This is a genomic window from Stenotrophomonas sp. CASM110, from assembly GCF_049384345.1.
GTDB classification, from domain to species: Bacteria; Pseudomonadota; Gammaproteobacteria; order Xanthomonadales; family Xanthomonadaceae; genus Stenotrophomonas; species Stenotrophomonas muris.
In genome coordinates this window covers 1-19,587 of record NZ_JBMRGI010000021.1, presented here as the reverse complement: position 1 = coordinate 19,587, position 19,587 = coordinate 1, and the positions used below count along the sequence as shown (strand labels likewise).

At 67.5% G+C, this 19,587-nt stretch carries 20 protein-coding genes and 1 pseudogene; 6 read left to right on the top strand and 15 right to left on the bottom strand.

Annotated features, from left to right (window positions below; translation table 11 throughout):
- Window positions 1–8: 8 nt before the first annotated feature.
- Window positions 9–1,376, top strand: coding sequence for an acetyl-CoA carboxylase biotin carboxylase subunit (accC, locus tag VG561_RS16830; protein WP_014648613.1), 1,368 nt, complete (start codon window positions 9–11; stop codon window positions 1,374–1,376).
- A 129-nt stretch (window positions 1,377–1,505) separates the two neighbouring features.
- Here accC and VG561_RS16825 read toward each other — a convergent pair whose 3' ends face one another.
- Window positions 1,506–1,880 carry a hypothetical protein gene (locus tag VG561_RS16825; protein WP_032959077.1) on the bottom strand — a complete coding sequence of 125 codons (375 nt, stop codon included), beginning with the start codon at window positions 1,878–1,880 and terminating at the stop codon, window positions 1,506–1,508.
- Complete coding sequence (locus VG561_RS16820) at window positions 1,877–2,848, bottom strand: hypothetical protein (protein WP_423179814.1); 972 nt, start codon at window positions 2,846–2,848, stop codon at window positions 1,877–1,879. Before VG561_RS16820 ends, VG561_RS16825 begins: the two co-directional genes overlap by 4 nt.
- Window positions 2,849–3,012: 164 nt before the next feature.
- On the opposite strand from VG561_RS16820, the gene prmA reads away from it, so the two are divergent.
- The 3 genes from prmA (at window position 3,013) to fis (ending at window position 5,134) form a co-directional block, all read left to right on the top strand.
- Complete coding sequence (gene prmA / locus VG561_RS16815) at window positions 3,013–3,933, top strand: 50S ribosomal protein L11 methyltransferase (RefSeq protein ID WP_014648616.1); 921 nt, start codon at window positions 3,013–3,015, stop codon at window positions 3,931–3,933.
- A gap of 42 nt (window positions 3,934–3,975) precedes the next feature.
- Window positions 3,976–4,743, top strand: coding sequence for a DUF3426 domain-containing protein (locus tag VG561_RS16810; RefSeq protein ID WP_423179813.1), 768 nt, complete (start codon window positions 3,976–3,978; stop codon window positions 4,741–4,743).
- 115 nt (window positions 4,744–4,858) lie between these two features.
- Window positions 4,859–5,134, top strand: a complete 276-nt coding sequence (gene fis, locus VG561_RS16805) for a DNA-binding transcriptional regulator Fis (protein ID WP_005419706.1) — start codon at window positions 4,859–4,861, stop codon at window positions 5,132–5,134.
- A gap of 126 nt (window positions 5,135–5,260) precedes the next feature.
- On the opposite strand, the gene VG561_RS16800 is transcribed toward fis, so the two are convergent.
- From VG561_RS16800 to VG561_RS16775, 6 genes are read right to left on the bottom strand one after another with little or no spacing between them, the layout of a single operon-like run.
- Entirely contained in the window at window positions 5,261–6,256 is a 996-nt protein-coding gene (locus VG561_RS16800) for a phosphatidate cytidylyltransferase (RefSeq protein WP_014648618.1), read from the bottom strand.
- Window positions 6,253–6,882: a lysophospholipid acyltransferase family protein gene (locus VG561_RS16795; RefSeq protein WP_423179812.1), complete on the bottom strand. Its 630-nt coding sequence runs from the start codon at window positions 6,880–6,882 to the stop codon at window positions 6,253–6,255. Before VG561_RS16795 ends, VG561_RS16800 begins: the two co-directional genes overlap by 4 nt.
- A gap of 13 nt (window positions 6,883–6,895) precedes the next feature.
- Window positions 6,896–7,333: a hypothetical protein gene (locus tag VG561_RS16790; protein ID WP_111205600.1), complete on the bottom strand. Its 438-nt coding sequence runs from the start codon at window positions 7,331–7,333 to the stop codon at window positions 6,896–6,898.
- A complete protein-coding gene (locus tag VG561_RS16785) occupies window positions 7,330–8,658 on the bottom strand; it encodes a phosphatase PAP2/dual specificity phosphatase family protein (RefSeq protein WP_423179811.1) in 1,329 nt (442 codons plus the stop codon). The genes VG561_RS16790 and VG561_RS16785 overlap by 4 nt, the downstream gene beginning before the upstream one ends.
- On the bottom strand, window positions 8,658–10,409 hold the full coding sequence (locus tag VG561_RS16780) for a bifunctional alpha/beta hydrolase/class I SAM-dependent methyltransferase (RefSeq protein WP_049439322.1): 1,752 nt from the start codon (window positions 10,407–10,409) through the stop codon (window positions 8,658–8,660). The genes VG561_RS16785 and VG561_RS16780 overlap by 1 nt, the downstream gene beginning before the upstream one ends.
- Before the next feature lie 34 nt (window positions 10,410–10,443).
- Window positions 10,444–11,061: a CDP-alcohol phosphatidyltransferase family protein gene (locus VG561_RS16775; RefSeq protein ID WP_111205601.1), complete on the bottom strand. Its 618-nt coding sequence runs from the start codon at window positions 11,059–11,061 to the stop codon at window positions 10,444–10,446.
- Between the two features lie 208 nt (window positions 11,062–11,269).
- Between VG561_RS16775 and purH the strand changes: the two genes are divergently transcribed.
- Both purH and purD read left to right on the top strand, forming a co-directional pair.
- Window positions 11,270–12,853 (top strand): bifunctional phosphoribosylaminoimidazolecarboxamide formyltransferase/IMP cyclohydrolase, encoded by a 1,584-nt coding sequence (gene purH, locus VG561_RS16770; protein WP_423179810.1) that lies wholly within the window; start codon window positions 11,270–11,272, stop codon window positions 12,851–12,853.
- A gap of 61 nt (window positions 12,854–12,914) precedes the next feature.
- Entirely contained in the window at window positions 12,915–14,198 is a 1,284-nt protein-coding gene (gene purD / locus VG561_RS16765) for a phosphoribosylamine--glycine ligase (protein WP_014648625.1), read from the top strand.
- A gap of 78 nt (window positions 14,199–14,276) precedes the next feature.
- On the opposite strand, the gene VG561_RS16760 is transcribed toward purD, so the two are convergent.
- The 7 genes and pseudogenes from VG561_RS16760 to ftsE form a co-directional block, all read right to left on the bottom strand.
- Window positions 14,277–14,609 (bottom strand): helix-turn-helix domain-containing protein, encoded by a 333-nt coding sequence (locus VG561_RS16760; protein ID WP_014648626.1) that lies wholly within the window; start codon window positions 14,607–14,609, stop codon window positions 14,277–14,279.
- Window positions 14,593–14,975: pseudogene (locus tag VG561_RS16755) on the bottom strand (type II toxin-antitoxin system RelE/ParE family toxin). Before VG561_RS16755 ends, VG561_RS16760 begins: the two are co-directional and overlap by 17 nt.
- A 175-nt stretch (window positions 14,976–15,150) precedes the next feature.
- Entirely contained in the window at window positions 15,151–16,026 is an 876-nt protein-coding gene (gene rpoH / locus VG561_RS16750; RefSeq protein ID WP_005411269.1) for an RNA polymerase sigma factor RpoH, read from the bottom strand.
- A gap of 278 nt (window positions 16,027–16,304) precedes the next feature.
- A complete protein-coding gene (ung, locus tag VG561_RS16745; RefSeq protein ID WP_005419723.1) occupies window positions 16,305–17,018 on the bottom strand; it encodes a uracil-DNA glycosylase in 714 nt (237 codons plus the stop codon).
- Complete coding sequence (locus tag VG561_RS16740; protein ID WP_019660837.1) at window positions 17,015–17,857, bottom strand: response regulator; 843 nt, start codon at window positions 17,855–17,857, stop codon at window positions 17,015–17,017. Before VG561_RS16740 ends, ung begins: the two co-directional genes overlap by 4 nt.
- A 7-nt stretch (window positions 17,858–17,864) precedes the next feature.
- On the bottom strand, window positions 17,865–18,812 hold the full coding sequence (ftsX, locus tag VG561_RS16735; RefSeq protein WP_032961674.1) for a permease-like cell division protein FtsX: 948 nt from the start codon (window positions 18,810–18,812) through the stop codon (window positions 17,865–17,867).
- 3 nt (window positions 18,813–18,815) lie between these two features.
- Entirely contained in the window at window positions 18,816–19,502 is a 687-nt protein-coding gene (gene ftsE / locus VG561_RS16730; RefSeq protein ID WP_014648630.1) for a cell division ATP-binding protein FtsE, read from the bottom strand.
- Window positions 19,503–19,587: the final 85 nt, after the last annotated feature.

Below are 19,587 nucleotides of genomic sequence, written 5' to 3'. Positions count from 1 at the left end.
GGCGCGCCATGCTCGACAAAGTCGTCATCGCCAACCGAGGGGAGATCGCGCTGCGCATCCTGCGCGCGTGCCATACCCTCGGCATCCGCACGGTGGCCGTGCACTCCACGGTCGACCGCAACCTCAAGCACGTGGCCATGGCCGACGAGTCGGTCTGCATCGGTCCGGCGCCGTCGCCGCAGAGCTACCTCAACATCCCGGCCCTGATCGCGGCGGCGGAAGTCACCGACGCCCAGGCCATCCACCCGGGCTACGGCTTCCTGTCGGAGAACGCCGACTTCGCCGAACGCGTGGAAGAATCCGGCTTCATCTTCATCGGCCCCAAGGCCGACACCATCCGCATGATGGGTGACAAGGTCGAAGCCATCCGCGCGATGAAGGCCGCGGGCGTACCGTGCGTGCCCGGCTCGGGCGGCCCGCTCGGCGAGGACATCGTCGCCAACACCAAGATCGCCCGCGAGATCGGTTATCCGGTCATCATCAAGGCGGCCGGCGGTGGCGGTGGTCGCGGCATGCGCGTGGTGCACGCCGAAGCGTCGCTGAAGACCTCGATCGAAACCACCAAGAGCGAGGCCAAGGCCGCGTTCGGCAATGGCGAGGTCTACATGGAGAAGTTCCTGGAGAATCCGCGCCACGTGGAAATCCAGGTGCTGGCCGATGGACAGGGCAATGCCATCCACCTCGGTGAGCGCGACTGCTCGATGCAGCGCCGCCACCAGAAGGTGGTGGAAGAGGCACCGGCGCCGGGCATCACCGCCGAGCAGCGCGAGCAGATCGGCAAGGTCTGCGTGGAAGCCTGCATCCGCATCGGCTACCGCGGCGCGGGCACGTTCGAGTTCCTGTACGAGGACGGCCGCTTCTACTTCATCGAGATGAACACCCGCATCCAGGTGGAGCATCCGGTCACCGAAATGGTCACCGGCATCGACCTGGTGGCCGAGCAGCTGAAGATCGCCGCCGGCCAGAAGCTGTCGATCAAGCAGAGCGACGTGGTGCTGACCGGCCATGCCATCGAGTGCCGCATCAACGCCGAAGACGCCGAAACCTTCGTGCCGAGCCCGGGCACCATCACCGGCTTCCATCCGCCGGGTGGCCCCGGCGTGCGCGTGGACACCCACATCTACAGTGGCTACCGCGTGCCGTCGAACTACGACTCGATGATCGGCAAGCTGATCGTGCACGGCCCGGACCGCGAAACCGCCATTGCCCGCATGCGGGTGGCACTGAGCGAAATGGTGGTCGATGGCATCAAGACCAACATCGCCCTGCAGCAGCGGATCATGCGTGACAAGGGCTTCCAGGCCGGTGGCCAGAACATCCACTACCTGGAAAAGCGCCTGGCCGAGCGCAAGAACAAGCCGATTGCATTGACCTGATCGGCGCCAGGTGCTGGACATGAAAAGGGCGGGGATCTCCCCGCCCTTTTCTGTTCCTGTAGAGCCGGGCCCATGCTCGGCTTGCCGCCAAGCACAGCCGAGCATGGGCTCGGCTCCACAGCGAGCACGTCAGCGCTTGTCGGCCACGTCGGCCGGAATCTGCGAATGGGCCAGCGGCCGCACGCCATTGGGCGAAGTCGGATCGACGATCACCATGGTTTCGGTGGAACCATCGGGCCACACCACCTGGAAGGTGCTGCCGGCCGGCAGTGAAGCGAATGGCATGCCACTCTGCGCGCGGTAGACCGCAGCGACCTGGCTGGCACCGGCGCGGCGCACGTCTTCCTGCGCCTTCACCGTGGTCAGCTCCACCTTCGACAGATGCCGGTAGCGGTCCTCGTAGGTATCGATCATCAGCAGGCCAACCGCCCCAGCCGAGTAGGCCACGAACAGCGCCACCCAGAACCAGAACTTGGCCCCATGCAGGAATCGACGGTAATTCATCGCCCGTCCCTCTTTCCAACCAATCGCTTGATCCATTCCTTCATTTTCCCAGCACCTTGCCGCGATACCGCAGCGTCATACACGAAATCCCGGAAATCCTGCGCTCCATCCTGCGAACAGATCCCTCCGTTCGCACAAAAATTGTTGACCAGCACGCTGTCCGCTCCACAGGCCAGGCCGAGTTCACAGGCCGCAAGCCGCCATGCAAGTTCACTGAGCTGCTCACCCGCCACCAGCCCGTCAAGCGCGCGGTCACCGGCCGCACGCACGCCCATGCCTGGCGCGATGGCCATGTAGGCCTCGGGGTCGCGCGAGGTGCGCACGCGCTCGACCAGGTCGCGGCGGTACTCGGCACTGTCATGCAAGGGCTCGCCCTCGGCGAACAGCGACGCTTCCGCGGCCAGGTTGCCCTGCGCGGCCGCCTTGCGGCGTTCGGCCAGCACCAGCGCCGCGCCCAGCTTGTCGCCCGGCACGAAACCGCCACACCGCTGTGCCACCCGCTCGCGTGCCTCGATCATCGCCGGCGCCGCAGTCAGGCCCAACCCGCTCAGTACGTTGTTGTCCAGGCGGTAGCCACCCGGATCGAGTGCGTACTGCGCGCAATAGTCATAGACGCGGCTGAGCATCCAGCGCGCCTCGTGATTGCCGGTGTCGGCCTGTGCGCGCAGGCGCTGGGCGTAGGCATACAGGTCGCTGGCGTCTTCGATGTCGGCGCGCAGGTCCAGCGGCAGGCCCGACGGCAGCGTGTTGCCGCGCTCGAAAGTCGCCAGCCGCCGCGCCAGGGCTTCCGGCACCACCGGCAGCGGCGCTCCGCCGTCACGGCTGGCCATGGCCAGCGGCAGGTCCGACGACGCCGACGTCGACGCCACGCCCGCAGCATGGCCGCTGGCCCGATACCCGGCCACGCCCAGCACGGCCACCGCCGGCAGCACGAGCAACCAGGTTTTCAGGGTCGGAGCGAAGGCCATCGGCGGTGGTGAGCGTTCACGGCACACAGGAAAGCGCCGAGTTTAGCAAGGCCCGACAGGCCTGTCTGAACTGCCCCCATTCATCTCAAAGCGGCATCTCAGGCAATACGGAGACGCCCCGATGGTCTAGCATTGCCCCCTTTCCCGCGACTGTCCCCACCGCCATGCCGTTCCTGGAACTGACCCTGCGCTGCACCGAAGCCACCCAGCCCCGCTATGAAAATGCGCTGGAGGACGTCGGCGCACTGGCCGTGACCCTGCTTGATGCCGAAGCCGACACCAGCAACGAACAGGCCATCCTCGAACCCGGCGTGGGGGAAACGCCGCTGTGGGACACCCTGGTGCTGAGCGCGCTGTTCCCCGCCGACAGCAATGCGCTGCTGCTGCTGGCCGCCCTGGAATCCTTCGACCCGGAACTGGACTGGAGCAATGGCAGCTTCCGCGCCGTCGAAGACGAAGACTGGGAGCGCGCATGGCTGGACCAGTTCCAGCCGATGGATTTCGGCAGCCGCACCTGGATCGTGCCGTGGAACCATGAACTGCCGGACGCTGCACAGGCCGCCGATGCCGCCGTGGTGCGGCTGGACCCGGGCCTGGCCTTCGGCTCGGGCACCCACCCGACCACCGCCCTGTGCCTGCGCTGGCTGGACCAGCTGGCCGTGGACGGCCAGCTGCAGGGCCAGCGCGTGCTCGACTTCGGCTGCGGCTCGGGCATCCTCGCGCTGGCCGCGCTGAAGCTGGGCGCCGCCGAAGCGATCGGCGTGGACAACGACCCGCAGGCGCTGGTCGCCACCGCCGACAATGCCGAGCGCAATGGCGAGCAGGCCCGCATGCAGGTGTACCTGCCGCAGGACGAACCGGTCGCCACCTACCCGATCGTGGTCGCCAACATCCTTGCCTCGGCGCTGGATGCGCTGGCCGAGCTGCTGGCCGCACGCGTCGCCGCCGGCGGTCGCATCGCCCTGTCGGGCATCCTGCAGGGTCAGGAAGGCGAACTGCTGCAGCGTTATGCCGCGTGGTTCGACGATCTGCAGGCCACCCAGGATGGCGACTGGATGCGCATCACCGGCACGCGCCGCGCCTGATCGTGATTGAATGACCGCTGGATCCGAGTCCGCGCCCTGAGCATGTCCGAGCCGAACCCGCCGCGCCGCCCTTTGGCCACCTTCCTGCGCCCCGCGTCGGAAGGCGAGGCCGCACCTGCGACCGACGCGCGCACGCCCGACCCGTCGGCGCATGACATCCCTGCCGCGAAGTCCGGGGACCCGGTCGACGCGGCGCTGCCGCCGATGGCGGAGACGCGACAGCTCGATGACACCGTCATCCTCGACGAAGCGACCGTGATCGAACCCGTCCTTGCCGGCCCGGCCGCGCAGGCGGTGGCCGGCGATGCGCCGAGCTTCCTGGGCACTTCGCGGCCGCGCGCGCTGCCGACGCCGCGCTGGCACTGGGTGCTGGTCGCCGGGCTGGCACTGCTGCTGGTACTGCAGAGCGTGCTGGCCGATCGTGCGCGACTGGCCGCCGACGCCGACAACCGCACCTGGCTGGGCGCACTGTGCGGCGTGCTGCGCTGCAGCCTGCCGGCCTGGCACGATCCGACCGCGTTCACCATGACCAGCCGCGAGATCCGCCCCCTGCCCGGCCAGGCCGGTGTGCTGCAGGTGCAGGCCAGCATCCGCAACGATGCGCGCTGGGCACAGGCCTGGCCGGACCTGCGCCTGTCACTGTCCGATGCCGATGGCCGGGTGATCGGCAGCGGCGTGTTCACGCCCGCGCAATACCTTGGCGAAAGCCCGGCCACGACCGTGCTGGAACCGGGCCAGAGTGCGCGCATCGCGTTCCGCGTGCAGGAACCCGCCGCGTCCACCGTCGCATTCACCTTCGACTTCCTCTGACCAGGGTAGAGGCGACCAGCCGTGGCAGGTCGGGCACGCTCGCGCTAGACTGGCCGCCACCACCTCGTCCGGCCGCGCGCTCCGCGCGCACGGGCCAACCGAATCGGGAACCCCCTTGAACGCTGTCCTCTCTCGTCCTGACAACAGTCGTGGCGCTCCCCGGCCACCGCTGCGTGAACACGTCGCCCAGTCCGTGCGCCGCTACCTGCGTGATCTTGATGGCTGCGACGCGGACGATGTCTACGAGATCGTGCTGCGCGAGATGGAAATCCCGCTGTTCGTGGAAGTGCTCAACCACTGCGAAGGCAACCAGAGCCGCGCCGCCGCGATGCTGGGTATCCACCGCGCCACCCTGCGCAAGAAACTGAAGGAATACGGCATCAGCGCCTGAGCGCGCGCGGGTAGTGCCGGCCGCTCGCCGGCAACCCCATGAACGATGGCAGGATGTCGCAGTTGCCGGCCCGCGGCCGGCACTACCGGTAGATCCACGCCATGCGTGGATGCAGCCCCGGCGGGATCACCCGCCGCCGCCCGCCTTCCAGTAGTACCGCACCACATGGAAGAACACCGGCGCGGCGAAGCACACCGAATCTAGCCGGTCGAGCATGCCGCCATGGCCCTCGATCATGTGGCCCCAGTCCTTGATCCCACGGTCGCGCTTGATCGCCGACATCACCAGGCCGCCCCAGAATCCCATCAGGTTGATCAGCAGCGACAGGCCGAACGCCTGCAGCGGCGTGAACGGGGTGATCCACCACAGCGCCGCCCCAAGCGCGCTGGCGCTCAGCACGCCACCCACGAAGCCCTCCACCGTCTTCGACGGCGACAGCTTCGGCGCGATCAGGTGCCGGCCCAGCAGCTTGCCCCAGATGTACTGCAACACGTCCGAGGACTGCACCACGATCACCAGGAAGGCGAACAGCAGCACGTTGCGCGAGGGGTCGTGACCGGGCACGTGCAGGTTCAGCAGCAGCGGCACGTGCGAGATGCAGAACACGCAGATCATCAACCCCCACTGCACCTTCGCGGTGCGCTCCAGGTAGTGCGTGGTATCGCCACCGATGGTCGACAGGATCGGCAGGAACAGGAACGCATAGACCGGGATCAGCAGCGTGTACATGCCGTACCAGTCGATCCACACCAGGTAGTACTGCCACGGCAGCACGATGTAGAACGCAGCCAGCAGCGCGTAGTAGTCGCCTGAACGGGTCGGCGCCAGGGTGATGAACTCGCGCAGCGCGAACAACGAAATGATCGCGAACAGCACGATCACCCCGGCGCGGCCGAAGAACAGCGCCAGCCCGACCACGATCGCCATCACCCACCATGCACGGATACGCGACACCAGGTTGGCGATCACCGCGCTGGGCTGACCGCGCTGGCGCCAGCGCAGGGTCTCGGCCACCAGCGTGGCCAGCACCAGCACCGCGCCGACGCCGGCAAACAGCAGGCCGGTCTGCTGGCCGACACTCTGCGTTGCCAGATCGCCAGATACATCCAGCACGAAACTCATGCACGACCTCCATTCGGCGCCAGGTCCAGCAGCGCCTGCCGGCTGCGGGCCAGGAATGCGGCCTTGTCCTCGTCGGCCTGCAGCCGCAGCGGCGTGCCGAAGGTGGCCGTGCACAGCAGCGGCAACGGCAGGAACCGCCCCTTCGGCATCACCCGCTTCAGGTTGTCGATCCATACCGGCACGAACTCCAGCTCCGGCCGTTGCCGCGCCAGATGGTAGATGCCGCTCTTGAACGGCAACAGCGGTTCATCGCCGATATTGCGCGTGCCTTCCGGGAACAGGATCAGCGAGCAGTCTTCGTCCACCGCATCGCGCAGTACCTGCAACGGGTCCTGCTGGCGATGGCCGGCCTCGCGCTCGACCAGAACACCGTTGAACACCGCATCGATCAGGTAGCGACGCAGGCCATCACGCTGCCAGTACTCGGCCGCGGCCACCGGGCGCACCTGGCGCCGCAGTGCCGGTGGCATCGATGACCAGATCAGCACGAAGTCACCATGGCTGGCGTGGTTGCCGTAGTACACGCGGCGCTCGCTGGACGGCGCGCAACCGGTCCACAGCGCGCGTGCGCCGGTCACCACATGGATCGCGCCACTGCAGGCGCGGGCAATCAGTTCGGCAAACATCGGTCACTCCCATTCACGTCTGCGGCCAAACCACGGCCAGCACCAGCAGTGCGAACTGCACTGCGGTCAGCAGGTACTGGCGCAGCAGCAGGCGGCGCATGCCGGACCAGCGCGCATCCCAGCCACGCAGTGGCGCATCGGGCGACGCGCGGCGCAGGCCACTGTCGTGCAGCAGCTGATCGATGCGGCGTGCGGCGGCTTCGCCCTCCAGTCCTTCATCGCGCAGCAGCTGCAGCAGGCTGGCATCCAGCCCCACCCGCCACGCGTGGTAGGCCTGTGCGATGCCCGCGGCAACACTGAGCAGCAACAGGCCGGCAGCGATCATCGCCAGCCCCGGCTCGGTGCCGAGCAGCAGCAGTGCCACCAGCAACAGGCCCAGCGACAGCAGCGCCGGCCAACGCCCCTGGCGCAGCAGCAGCTGCATGGTCACCAGATCGGGAACCGTGCTCATGCGCGCGCTCCTGCCGCAGCAGTGATGGCATGCAGATGCGCCGCGTGCAGCACGATGCCGGGGCGTGCAGCCCGAACGATCGCCACTGCCGCGTTCGCATCGGCGGCACGACCACTGCGCAGCAGCCAGGTGGCGACGCTGGCGGCGCTGCGCGAATAGCCCAGCGCGCAGCACGCCAGCAGCGGCCCCTGCACGCGCAGACGCTCGATGGCATCGGCCGCCTCGCGCAGCTGTTCCGGCGTGGGCACCACCAGGTCCAGCATCGGCACGCTGGCATACACCGCGCCCGGCGCGCGGCAGGACAGTTCAGCAGAGGTATCGACCACGCCGACCAGCGGTGTTGGCAACGCAGCACAGGGAATGCGTCCCAGCCACACGTCATCCATCACCGGCACCGGATGCGGCGCACGCCGCGTCCACAGCCGCGAATTGACCCAGGCTGCGCCCAGGTACGGCGCCAGCAGCCAGCGTGCCGCCATTGTCAGGCGACCATCGGCGCGCTTCTGGAACACCGCGGTACCCAGCCCGGCATAGGCCAGCGCCACCAGCAGCAGCGACACCACCGGCCACAGCAGCCACAACGCGGCGCCACGCAGAAGCACCACCGGCACCAGCAGCACAGCGGCCCCCAGCAGGTACACCCCCGCCAGGCGCCAGCGCTTGGCATCACGTGCCGTGCGCCATGCACGCAGCGGTGGCGTGCCCTGCTCCGGCCACAGCCAGACGCACAACCAGCCGGCCAGCAGGCCGGTCGGGATATCGATGAAATGATGCTGGAACGTGGTCAGCACCGATACGCCGATCAGCAGCGCCCACACATGCAGCACCCAGCGCCACACGCCGTGCAGGTACTGTGCGAACTTCACCCACAGCACGATCAGCAACACGATGTGCAGCGACGGTGCCTGGTTGAACGGCTTGTCGAAGCCCAGCAGCACATCGAACAGCCAGCCGAACACACCGCCGATCTGCGGACGCTCGAAGCTGAAGCGCAGCGGCCACAGCAGGAAGCAGCTCACGGCGATCAGCTGTGCGCTGAACAGCCGCAATGCGTGCCGGTCCAGCTCCAGCCGTTGCCGGCACAGGAAGAACGAGACCGCGTAGAACAGGTCGATCGACCAGTACGGCACGATCGTCCATGGCACGAACGGGATGCGGGTCTCCCAGCCGAACGCCATCACCGGCAGGGTGGCGTGGCGGCCGGCCATCCAGTTGGCGAAGCCATAACTGGCGAAGAAGAACGGACCCAGCAGGGCCAGCCACAACAGGGCGCGCCGCCAGGGGCGCCCCTCTGCGGCCAGTGGGGATGCGGCGAGCGTCGCCATCACGCGGTCCGGCGCGCCAGCGATACGGTGAAGATGCCGAAGTCGTCGATACGCTGCGCCACCTTCTCGAACCCGGCCAGGCGCACCAGTTCGTCCATCTCCTGCTGGGTACGGCGGCGCATCACCCACGCCGCGCCACCGCGGTGGCTGGTCAAGGCACGGGCAATGAATTCCAGCTGCGGGTGCCAGGGCTGGCCGGTATAGGCCAGGTAGCCACCCACCGGCACCGCTGCGGCAATGCCCTGCAGCGAGCGCAGCACGGCGTCGTTGTCGGGGAACAGTTCGTACAGGCCCGAGACTACCGCCAGCGTCGGCGCTGGATCGACCTTGGCCAGCTGTGCCGGGTCGAACGCATCACCCTGCTCGAAGCGCGCGATGTCGGCCGCGCCCAGGCGCTGGATCAACGCCTGGCCCTGGGTCACGTTCAGATCGCTGAAGTCGCGCAGCACGATGCGGTCGGCGCGCTGCTCGCCCTGGCCCAGTGCTTCCAGCACATAGCGGCCATGGCCGGCGGCCACGTCCAGCACCCGCACCGGCGTGCCCTGCCCGCGCAGGCGCTGTGCGGCGTCGCGCAGCAGTTCCTGCAGGTGCTGGCCACGCACGCGGATGCCACGCCAGCCGATCGCATCCAGGTAGTTGCGGTCGACCATCCGCCCCAATGGGCCCTTGCCGCGCGCCTCATTCCGGTAGATGTAGTCCAGCGTGCTACCGGAATCGAAACCGGTCTGCAGGCCCAGCGCGATGCCTTCGGACAGCGTGCCGCCGAAGCGCAGGCCGCCACGTACCACGCGCCAGCGCAGGTCGGCCAGGCTGTTGCGTTCCGGTGGCCAGGCCAGTATCTCCGACTCTTCGAAGGTCGGCCCATGGCGGTGCGCGTCGCGCCGTGACAGCTCGCGCAACGGTTCGGCGAAACGCGCCTGGATGAAGCTGCGGATGCGCGCCAGTGCCGGTGCCCGATCGCGCTCGCCCAGCGTGTCGTGGAAGAAGCCCGGCAGGTGCACCCGCTCCTTGATCGGGCTGGACAGGCGCTCATAGAAGCGATCCTGCGGGCCACGGTGCACCACGAAATCCGAGCCGGACACCAGCAGCTGCACCGGCACGCTGATCGCCTGCGCATCGGCCACGATGCGGTCGGCCGCTTCGTACAGGCCCAGCAGCACGCGCACCGAGATCGGCCGGGTGATCAGCGGATCGGTACGGTAGCTTTCCACCCGCGCCGGGTCATGGGTCAGCCACTGCGGCTTGACGTAGCTGTTGACGAAGAAGTTGCCGCGCAGCTTCTGCATCAAGGCCAGGCCCGGCCGCGCGAACGGCACGTACAGCTTCACCTTGAACGCCGGTGAAGCCATCACCAGCGCACGCAGGCGTGGCGCGTAATCGTGCACCCAGGTCGCGGCGACCACCGCCCCTACGCTCTGCGCGATCACCACGATGTCTTCCACCGCAATGCCGTGCTCGGCGCCGATGTGGGCGATGAAGCTGTCCAGGTCGCGCACCAGCGCCGGGAAGCCCGGTGCATCGCCACGCGCACCCGGCGAACGGCCATTGCCGCGCGCATCCCAGGCGAAGAAGGCGGTGTCGGGCAGGTCCAGCTCATCGACCAGGTGGGTGACACGCCCGGAGTGCTCGTGGCCGCGGTGCAGCAGCACGATGGCCCGGGTGGCCGGGGTGGCGGTGGTGCCCGCCCAGTACCGGTAGAACAGCGGTACCTGGTCGAAGCTGTGGAATTCCCGTTCCTGCGCCTGACGCATGCAATCTCCTGATTGTCTTTTTGTATCTGCTTGATTAATTCGACGAAACCGCCGTTTCCCGCAGTCCGCGACGGACGCGGTTGATCATGGTCAGCATGCACAGCACCGCCATGGCCGCAGCCACGCCAGTGACCGTCATCGCGCCAACCCACTCAGACGCCAGCAGCAGACCCAGCACGCCGACGACGAAGGCGCGGTCACTCTTGCCCATCGGGCCGTCATAGCGGCGGCTGGCACCGACCATCAGCCCCAGCACCCCGGCGTACTCGCTCAGCGCCGCCGTCCAGGCCAGCAGCCACAGCACTTCCGGGCGCACGCCCGGCACGCTGAGCAGGCTCAGGTACAGCGCCGCGTCGGCGATCACATCGCACAGCTCGTTCAGATAGGCGCCTAGCCGCGACTGCTGGCCGAACTCGCGGGCCAACATGCCGTCCACGGCGTTGAGCGCCATGCGCAGCAGCATCCACAGCGGCAGCAGCAGGTACAGCAGGGGCTGGGCCGGCGCGCAGCACCAGACGGCGGCAGCGACCAGCAGCGAGACCACGGCCGCGGTCACGGTCACCGCATTGGCGGTGATCCCCATGCGGTACAGACCGCGTACGGCCGGACGCAACAGGTCCTGAAAACGTCCTTTCAATGCATAGATCGACACGATCCGAACCCGCTGATCCTTGGCAGTTCCGGCACAGCCTACCCGATTGGAGCAGCGCGCCCCATCGAATTGCTGGCGGACCGTCCCCGGCCAGGCTGTGCTGAAGGCGGCCACAGGCCGTGGGTGCGGGTCGATTTTCCCCGCCGGCGCCCGCCACCGGCCCCCACCGCCTACAATATCGGCCCCGCTCCGCTGCCGATTCTGTCCCATGACTGCTGATCTGTTGCCCGTCCGCCGGGCCCTCCTCTCCGTTTCCGACAAGACCGGCCTGGTCGAGCTGGCCACTGCGCTGGCGGCACGCGGCGTGGAGCTGTTGTCCACCGGCGGCACCGCCAAGGCGATCCGCGATGCGGGCCTGGCCGTGAAGGACGTGGCCGAGGTCACCGGCTTCCCGGAAATGATGGACGGCCGGGTCAAGACCCTGCACCCGATGGTGCACGGCGGCCTGCTGGGCCGCTCCGGCCTGGATGACGCAGTGATGGCCGAGCACGGTATCGGTGCCATCGACCTGCTGGTGCTGAACCTGTACCCGTTCGAATCGGTCACCGCCCAGGCCGACTGCACCCTGGCCGACGCGGTCGAGAACATCGACATCGGCGGCCCGGCCATGCTGCGCTCGGCGGCCAAGAACTTCGCCCGCGTGGCGGTGGCCACCGATCCGTCGCAGTACGCCGAGCTGCTGGCCTCGCTGGAGGCCAACAACGGCCAGATGACGGCGGCCACCCGCTTCGCATTCTCGGTGGCCGCGTTCAACCGCGTCGCCCAGTACGATGCGGCGATCAGCAACTACCTGTCGGCGGTCACCGCCACTGACGCCGCCGTGCCGGCCCGTGCCGAGTACCCGGCGCAGATGAACTCCACCTTCGTGAAGGTGATGGACCTGCGCTATGGCGAGAACCCGCACCAGAGCGGCGCGTTCTACCGCGACCTGTACCCGGTGCCGGGCACGCTGGCCACCTTCCAGCAGCTGCAGGGCAAGGAGCTGAGCTACAACAACCTGGCCGACGCCGATGCGGCGTGGGAATGCGTGCGCCAGTTCGATGCGCCGGCCTGCGTCATCGTCAAGCACGCCAACCCGTGCGGCGTGGCCGTCGGTGCCGGCAACGGCGATGCCTACGAGCTGGCCTACGCCACCGACCCGACCAGCGCCTTCGGCGGCATCATCGCCTTCAACAAGCCGCTGGATGCCGCCACCGCCAAGGTGATCCTCGACCGCCAGTTCGTCGAAGTGCTGATCGCCCCGGACTACGAGCCGGCCGCGCTGGAGTACGCGCAGAAGAAGGCCAACGTGCGCGTACTGCGCATCCCGCACGGCGACGGGCTGAACAACTTCGACAGCAAGCGCGTCGGCTCGGGCCTGCTGCTGCAGTCCTCGGACAACCGCGGCATGACCCGCGACGAACTGAAGGTGGTCAGCAGGCTGGCGCCGACCGACAAGCAGTTCACCGACCTGCTGTTCGCCTGGAACGTGGCCAAGTTCGTGAAGTCCAACGCGATCGTCTACGCCAAGGACAACCGCACCATCGGTGTCGGTGCCGGCCAGATGAGCCGCGTGTACTCGGCCCGCATCGCCGGCATCAAGGCCGCCGATGCGAACCTGGTGGTCGAGGGCTCGGTGATGGCCTCCGACGCCTTCTTCCCGTTCCGCGATGGCATTGATGCCGCTGCAGCCGCCGGCATCAAGGCGGTCATCCAGCCGGGCGGTTCGATGCGCGATGCCGAAGTGATCGCCGCCGCCGACGAACATGGCCTGGCCATGGTGTTCACCGGCGTGCGCCACTTCCGCCACTGATCCGCATCACCAAGCCGGGCCCTGCCCGGCTTTTCTCTTCCGTACCCGAGAACCCTGTCCCATGAAGATCCTCGTCATCGGCTCTGGCGGCCGCGAACACGCCCTGGCATGGAAGCTGGCCCAGTCCTCCCGTGTCACCGAAGTGATCGTGGCGCCCGGCAACGCCGGTACCGCCAGCGAAGACACGTGCCGCAACGTGGCAGTCAAGGTCACCGATATCGACGGCCTGCTGGCGCTGGCCCAGGCCGAAGGCGTAGCGCTGACCGTGGTCGGCCCGGAAGTACCGCTGGTGGCCGGCGTGGTCGACCGCTTCCGCGCCGCCGGCCTGCGCATCTTCGGGCCGACCGCCGCCGCCGCGCAGCTGGAAGGCAGCAAGGCCTACGCCAAGGACTTCCTGGCCCGCCACAACATCCCCACCGCGTACTACGCCGTGCACAGCGACGTGGACGCCGCGCTGGCGTATGTACGCGAGAAGGGCGCACCGATCGTGGTCAAGGCCGATGGCCTGGCCGCCGGCAAGGGCGTGATCGTGGCGATGAGCCTGACCGAGGCCGAGGACGCGGTGCGTGACATGCTGTCCGGCAACGCGTTTGGCGATGCCGGTGCGCGCGTGGTCATCGAGGAATTCCTCGACGGTGAGGAAGCCAGCTTCATTTCGATGGTGGACGGCGTGCATGCGCTGCCGATGGCCACCTCGCAGGACCACAAGCGCGTCGGCGACGGCGACACCGGCCCGAACACCGGCGGCATGGGCGCCTATTCGCCGGCCCCGGTGGTGACGCCGGAGGTGCATGCACGGGTGATGCGCGAGGTGGTGAACCCCACCGTGCAGGGCATGATCGCCGACGGCATCCCGTTCACCGGTTTCCTCTACGCCGGCCTGATGATCGATGCCAGCGGCGCACCGAAGGTGATCGAATTCAACGTGCGCTTTGGCGACCCGGAAACCCAGCCAGTGATGCTGCGCCTGCAGTCGGACCTGGTCGAGCTGGTGGAAGCGGCTATCGATGGCCGCCTGGATGAGGTCGAAGCGCAGTGGGACGCGCGCCCGTCGCTGGGCGTGGTGCTGGCGGCCAGGCCGTACCCGGAAGCGCCGATCACCGGTGACGTGATTTCCGGCCTGGACGACGTGCCGGCCAGTGCCAAGGTGTTCCATGCCGGTACGGCATTGGATGCGCAGGGCCACGTGGTCAGTGCGGGCGGTCGCGTGCTGTGCGTGGCCGCACTGGGCGACAGCGTGCGCGACGCGCAGGCCAATGCCTATGCCGGCGTGGCCAAGGTGAGCTGGGCCAACGCGTTCCACCGCAACGACATCGGTTGGCGCGCGATCGCACGCGAGGGGTGAGGCACACCCCCGCTTCCATGCATGGCGCGGATTGAATACCACAGTAAAGCAAAGGCCCGGCATTGCCGGGCCTTTGCTTTACAGGACTGCTTCGAGACCCTTCCGATCAATCAGGTTCAAAAGCTTCAGCGACGGCCCGCTCGGCTTCTTCCCGCCCTGTTCCCAGCTACGGACCGTCGAAACGCTGGTGTTGAGCACACCTGCGAACACCGGCTGGCTAAGTTCCAACGACGTGCGAAGTGCACGGATCTGGGCGCTGCTGTATTCGGGCACAGGCCTCAGACAAAGCGCCTCGTACATGCTCATGCGCCGCTTGTCGATGAAGCCGCTGGCGTAAAGGCCCGCCGCGCCTTCATGCACCGCATCGAGGATCGCACTCTTTGCACGTCCATGTTCAACCGTCTTTGTCATGGCAAATCTCCTGCAGTTCTCCGCAGATAACTGCCCTGTCCAACTGTTCAGTGCTCATTCTCGAGAACTCAGACGCATACAGCTGAAGGGCGTCCCGTTCCGCAATACTGATGGTCGCGCGCGCGTTCTTCTCGTAGCAGAAGAGAAAGAACCAGTAGTGCCCCACCCTAGTTGCGACAATAACGCGGGCGCCACCGCGCTTTCCGCGGCCCGGCAGCGCAACCCGCTTTTTGAGAAGGCCGCCCCTATATCTGCATCAATCAGTCCTTGACGCATTTCCACCGCTGCGCGGCACAAGGCTCTATCGGTCAGTGAAGAACGTCGTGTACTGCGGTTGAAGCTTCGAGTGCGGAAGACACGTGACATGATCATACCGTGCCACCGAGTGGTACGGCGCGAAAATCAGCGTCCAGCGCATGCTCCGGTCGGCGCAGCTGCCGCCCTGGCGCCAGGATTGATCCACGCCATGCGTGGATGCGCTCCAGAAACAAAAAGGCCCGGCATCTCCGCCGGGCCTTTCTTCAATCCAACGCCACCCCGCTTACGCGGTGAACAGCGCCTTCATCTTCTTCAGCGCGTTCGCTTCAACCTGGCGGATGCGCTCGGCCGACACGCCGTACTCGTCGGCCAGTTCCTGCAGCGTCACCTTGCTGTCCGCGTCCAGCCAGCGGCGGCGGATGATGTCGCGCGAGCGGGCATCCAGTTCCGCCAGGCCTTCGCGCAGCAGCTGCATCTGGTTGTCTTCGCTGTCCTCGCGCTCGTAGGCCATCGACGGGTCTTCGTCATCGGCAACCAGGAACGCAGCCGGCGACGGCGGCGCGTGCTCGTTGTCCTCGTCGGTCGGCGCATCGAACCCGATATCGCGACCCGACAGGCGCGACTCCATTTCCATGACCTCGCGCTCGGACACGTTCAGGTCCTTGGCCACCGCGCTCACTTCCGCCGCGTTCATCCAGCCCAGGCGCGTCTTCGACTTGCGCAGGTTGAAGAACAGCTTGCGCTGCGCCTTGGTGGTGGCGACCTTCACGATGCGCCAGTTCTTCAGGATGAACTCGTGCATCTCGGCACGGATCCAGTGCACCGCGAAGGAAACCAGGCGCACGCCCATGTCCGGGTCGAAGCGCTTGACCGCCTTCATCAGGCCGATGTTGCCTTCCTGGATCAGGTCGCCCAGGGCAAGGCCGTAGCCGTTGTAGCCGCGGGCCACGTGCACCACGAAGCGCAGGTGCGAATGCACCAGCTCGCGGGCAGCGTCCAGATCGTTGCCGTCGCGGAAGCGACGGGCCAGGTCCTGTTCGTCATCGACCGACAGCACCGGGATCTGGTGCACGGCACCGATGTAGGCGTCCAGCGAACCGAGCGCACTGGGAATCGGGAGATTGTTTGCCACAAGGGCAGTAGAGGTGTTCTGGCTCATAGGCACCCATCTTAGCAGTCCGGGATTTGGACTGCTAAAGGAGGAAAAAGTTCCAGCATCCCATTGATGCAACACTGGTCCCAAACAGAGCCCTACCGTAGCGCGATTTGATGACAGTGGCGAGCATGGTTTTCGGGATTCACAATCCCTTGGAATTCAAGCAATTACCTGCCGTAAAGCGGCCGATTCCGGTCAAGCGGAGCTGAACGGGCCGTTCTGAAGGCCCATTCAGGCCCGGGAACGTTGCCCGCTGTTCAGGCCCAGCGGCCCGCCGGCCCTCAGAGTGCCGAGCGCGGCGGCAGCGACCAGTCGATCGGGGCCTGGCCGCGGCGCTGCAGGTACTCGTTGGCCATCGAGAAATGACGACAGCCGAGGAAGCCCCGATGGGCCGAAAGCGGCGACGGATGCGGCGACTTCAGCACGCGATGGCGGCGGGTGTCGATCACCTTGCCCTTCTGCTGCGCATAGGCGCCCCAGAGCATGAACACCAGCCCTTCGCGCTCGCGGTTGAGCACATCCACCACGTGGTCGGTGAAGCCTTCCCAGCCACGACCCTGGTGCGCACCGGCCTTGCCCTCTTCCACCGTCAGTACCGCATTGAGCAGCAGCACGCCACGCTGCGCCCACGGAATCAGGCAGCCGTGGTCCGGACGCGGGATACCGAGATCGCTCTCGATCTCCTTGTAGATGTTCAGCAGCGACGGCGGCACCGGCACGCCCGGCGGCACCGAGAAACTCAGGCCATGTGCCTGGCCGCGACCGTGGTACGGGTCCTGCCCGAGGATCACCACCTTCACCTGCTCGAACGGCGTGGCGTCGAACGCGGCGAAGATCTGCGGGCCGGGCGGGAACACCGCCGCGCCACTGGCCTTGCGCTGGCGCAGGAAGCTGGACAGCTCGCGCATCTGCGGCTGCAACAGATAATCGCCGACATGCTGCTTCCAGCTCGGTTCCAGCTGGATCGTCGGGGTGTCGGCTACTTCATCCATCATCGCAACAGAGGTCCATCGTTCAATCGGGCCAGCCTCAGCTGGAACAGCACCTTGGTGACCAGCAGCCGTTCTTCGATCGGCTTGAGCACCAGGTCGTTGGCACCGGACTGCAGCAGCCCGGTCTGGTTGTGCGGGTTGCCATCGCCGGTCATCACCAGCACCGGCAGGCGTCGCTTGCCGTAGCCGAAATCCACGCGCACGCGCTGCACCACGTCGCGACCGCTCAGTTCGCCCTTCAGGGTGACGTCGGTCAGCACCAGGTCGATGCGGTGGCGACTGCGGCCCAGCGACTCGGCGGTGAGCAGGGTGAACGCTTCTTCGGCGCTGACCACGTGCAGCACGTTCAACTGCTGGCGTTCCAGCATGCGCTTGGTGGCCTCGGCCACCACGCGGCTGTCCTCGATATAGAGGATGGTGGCACCGGGGATGGTCTGCGGCTGCACGTAGCCGCGGATGAAGGTCGCCAGTGCTTCATGGCCGAGCGATTTGTCGAAATAGTCGGTGACGTACTCGGTGAAGCGGCGCTGCTCAAGGTGCTGCTGGGCATCGCCGGAGACCACGATCACCGGCACATAGGCCTGGCCGGCCGCTTCGCGCACCATCCGCGCCAGCGCCAGGCCGTCGCCATCGCGCAGGGTCAGCGAGGTCGTCACCAGGTCCACCGGCCCCTGTGCCAGCGCCTGCTGTGCGTCCTCGATGCTGTCGCAGCCGATCACCTCCACGCCCGGCAGGTCACGCTGCAGGACGTCGGCGATCAGCTTGCGCACCAGCTTCGAGCCATCGACCACCATCACCCGCGTCGCGGGCCCTTCAAGGTGTTTCAGCGCTTGCGGTTGCATGCCGGTCTCAGGTGTCGGTCGGGCGGGTCTGGCGGAGGAAGTGGCCGGTGACCAGCCAGGCGCCCAGCCAACCCAGCAGCAGCGTGCCGAGCAGGACCAGGCCGCCGTGCAGCAGGTCCAGGCCGTGCAGTACGAACGGGCTGCCGTAGCTGCGCGAGAGTTCGGCCAGCGGCATGCGCAGGGCGGCACCCGCAGCGCCGATCAGGGCCAGCGCCACCGCGCCGGCGCCCAGGCCGTACCACGCGCCCAGGTACAGGAACGGGCGGCGGATGAAGCCATCGCTGGCGCCGAGCAGCTGCAGCACGCCGATCTCTTCGCGGCGGGCCTGGATGTCCAGGCGCACCGTGTTGCCGACCACCAGCGCGGCACCTGCGCCGAGCAGGACCGACAGCACCTGCACCAGCCGCGCACCGAAGGCAAGCCAGGCATCCAGGCGCTGGCGCCACAGCGCATCGTGCTGCACCAGGTCGGCCTCGGGCAGGCTTTCCAGCGCGCGCGCCAGGCGTGCGTCGTCCTTGCCCTGGCCGGGAGTGATCACCAGCAGCGAAGGCAGCGGATTGTCGTTGAGTGCGTCGATCGCCTCACCCAGGCCGGCATCGCGCAGTTCCTGCAGGCCCTGCTCGGGCGTGCGCACGTTCACTTCGGCCACGTCGTCGCGGTCGCGCAGCTGGCCGGCCAGGCGCAGCGCGCCGGGTGCATCGACGTTGCCCTTCAGGAACACGTTGATGTCGCGCGACTGCTGCACGCTGCCGGCGAACTGCTTGAGGTTGTCCAGCGCGATCGACAGGCCCAGCGGCAGCGCCAGCGCCAGCGCCATGACCATCACCGTCAGCAGGGTCGCCCATGGCTTGCGGCAGGCGCGGCCCAGGCTGAACACCACGCTGTGCACGTGGTGCTGGAACCAGACGCCCACGCGCGAGGGGGCGGCGGCTTCGCTGTTTTCGTTCTTCGCCATCGGTTACTCCGCCAGGTCCTGCGGCGAGATGTCATCCACCAGCCGGCCATGGTCGAGGATCAGCACGCGCTTGCGCATGCGGCGCAGCAGCGGCAGGTCGTGGCTGACCACCAGCACGCTGGTGCCGCGCGAGGGCAGCTCGGCGAACAGGGCCATGATCTCCGCCGCCAGGGTCGGGTCGAGGTTGCCGGTCGGCTCATCGGCCACCAGCAGCTTGGGCTCGCCGACGATGGCGCGGGCGATGCCCACGCGCTGCTGCTCGCCGGCCGACAGCTGCGAGGGCAGCGCCTTCTCGCGATGGCCCAGGCCCATCCGCTCCAGCACCGAGCGCACGCGCTTGCTGATGTCGCCACGGCGGGTGCCGCGCAGGATCAGCGGCAGCGCCACGTTCTCGGCGATCGAGCGGTCCATCAGCAGCCGGTGGTCCTGGTAGACCGCGCCCACCGCGCGTCGGTGGCGGGGCACGTCGCCGCCGCGCACCTTCAGCAGGTTGCGCTCGTCGAACACCACCGCGCCGCGGCTGGGCCGCTCGTCGAGGTGGATCAACTTGAGCAGGGTGCTCTTGCCCGCACCGGAATGGCCGGTGACGAACAGCATCTCGCCCGGCGCGACCTCGAAGCTGACATCGATCAGCGCCTCGTGGCCACCGGCGTACTGTTTGCTGACATTGTCGAAGCGCAGGACACTCATGCCCCGATTATGCAGGAGCGGCGCGACCTCGTGGAGACGGTGGCGCCGATCGGTAGTGCCGGCCGCTGGCCGGCAGCCATGTGGG

What these genes read in the sequence shown, in the direction of transcription:
- ung (WP_005419723.1), bottom strand. Translation starts at nt 17,018, where the DNA reads ATGATGGATGAAGTAGCCGACACCCCGACGATCCAGCTGGAACCGAGC.
- VG561_RS16790 (WP_111205600.1), bottom strand. Translation starts at nt 7,333, where the DNA reads ATGAGCACGGTTCCCGATCTGGTGACCATGCAGCTGCTGCTGCGCCAG.
- VG561_RS16800 (WP_014648618.1), bottom strand. Translation starts at nt 6,256, where the DNA reads ATGAGTTTCGTGCTGGATGTATCTGGCGATCTGGCAACGCAGAGTGTC.
- VG561_RS16785 (WP_423179811.1), bottom strand. Translation starts at nt 8,658, where the DNA reads ATGGCGACGCTCGCCGCATCCCCACTGGCCGCAGAGGGGCGCCCCTGG.
- VG561_RS16740 (WP_019660837.1), bottom strand. Translation starts at nt 17,857, where the DNA reads ATGCAACCGCAAGCGCTGAAACACCTTGAAGGGCCCGCGACGCGGGTG.
- rpoH (WP_005411269.1), bottom strand. Translation starts at nt 16,026, where the DNA reads ATGAGCCAGAACACCTCTACTGCCCTTGTGGCAAACAATCTCCCGATT.
- purH (WP_423179810.1), top strand. Translation starts at nt 11,270, where the DNA reads ATGACTGCTGATCTGTTGCCCGTCCGCCGGGCCCTCCTCTCCGTTTCC.
- accC (WP_014648613.1), top strand. Translation starts at nt 9, where the DNA reads ATGCTCGACAAAGTCGTCATCGCCAACCGAGGGGAGATCGCGCTGCGC.
- purD (WP_014648625.1), top strand. Translation starts at nt 12,915, where the DNA reads ATGAAGATCCTCGTCATCGGCTCTGGCGGCCGCGAACACGCCCTGGCA.
- prmA (WP_014648616.1), top strand. Translation starts at nt 3,013, where the DNA reads ATGCCGTTCCTGGAACTGACCCTGCGCTGCACCGAAGCCACCCAGCCC.
- VG561_RS16825 (WP_032959077.1), bottom strand. Translation starts at nt 1,880, where the DNA reads ATGAATTACCGTCGATTCCTGCATGGGGCCAAGTTCTGGTTCTGGGTG.
- ftsE (WP_014648630.1), bottom strand. Translation starts at nt 19,502, where the DNA reads ATGAGTGTCCTGCGCTTCGACAATGTCAGCAAACAGTACGCCGGTGGC.
- ftsX (WP_032961674.1), bottom strand. Translation starts at nt 18,812, where the DNA reads ATGGCGAAGAACGAAAACAGCGAAGCCGCCGCCCCCTCGCGCGTGGGC.
- VG561_RS16760 (WP_014648626.1), bottom strand. Translation starts at nt 14,609, where the DNA reads ATGACAAAGACGGTTGAACATGGACGTGCAAAGAGTGCGATCCTCGAT.
- VG561_RS16810 (WP_423179813.1), top strand. Translation starts at nt 3,976, where the DNA reads ATGTCCGAGCCGAACCCGCCGCGCCGCCCTTTGGCCACCTTCCTGCGC.
- VG561_RS16795 (WP_423179812.1), bottom strand. Translation starts at nt 6,882, where the DNA reads ATGTTTGCCGAACTGATTGCCCGCGCCTGCAGTGGCGCGATCCATGTG.
- VG561_RS16780 (WP_049439322.1), bottom strand. Translation starts at nt 10,409, where the DNA reads ATGCGTCAGGCGCAGGAACGGGAATTCCACAGCTTCGACCAGGTACCG.
- VG561_RS16820 (WP_423179814.1), bottom strand. Translation starts at nt 2,848, where the DNA reads ATGGCCTTCGCTCCGACCCTGAAAACCTGGTTGCTCGTGCTGCCGGCG.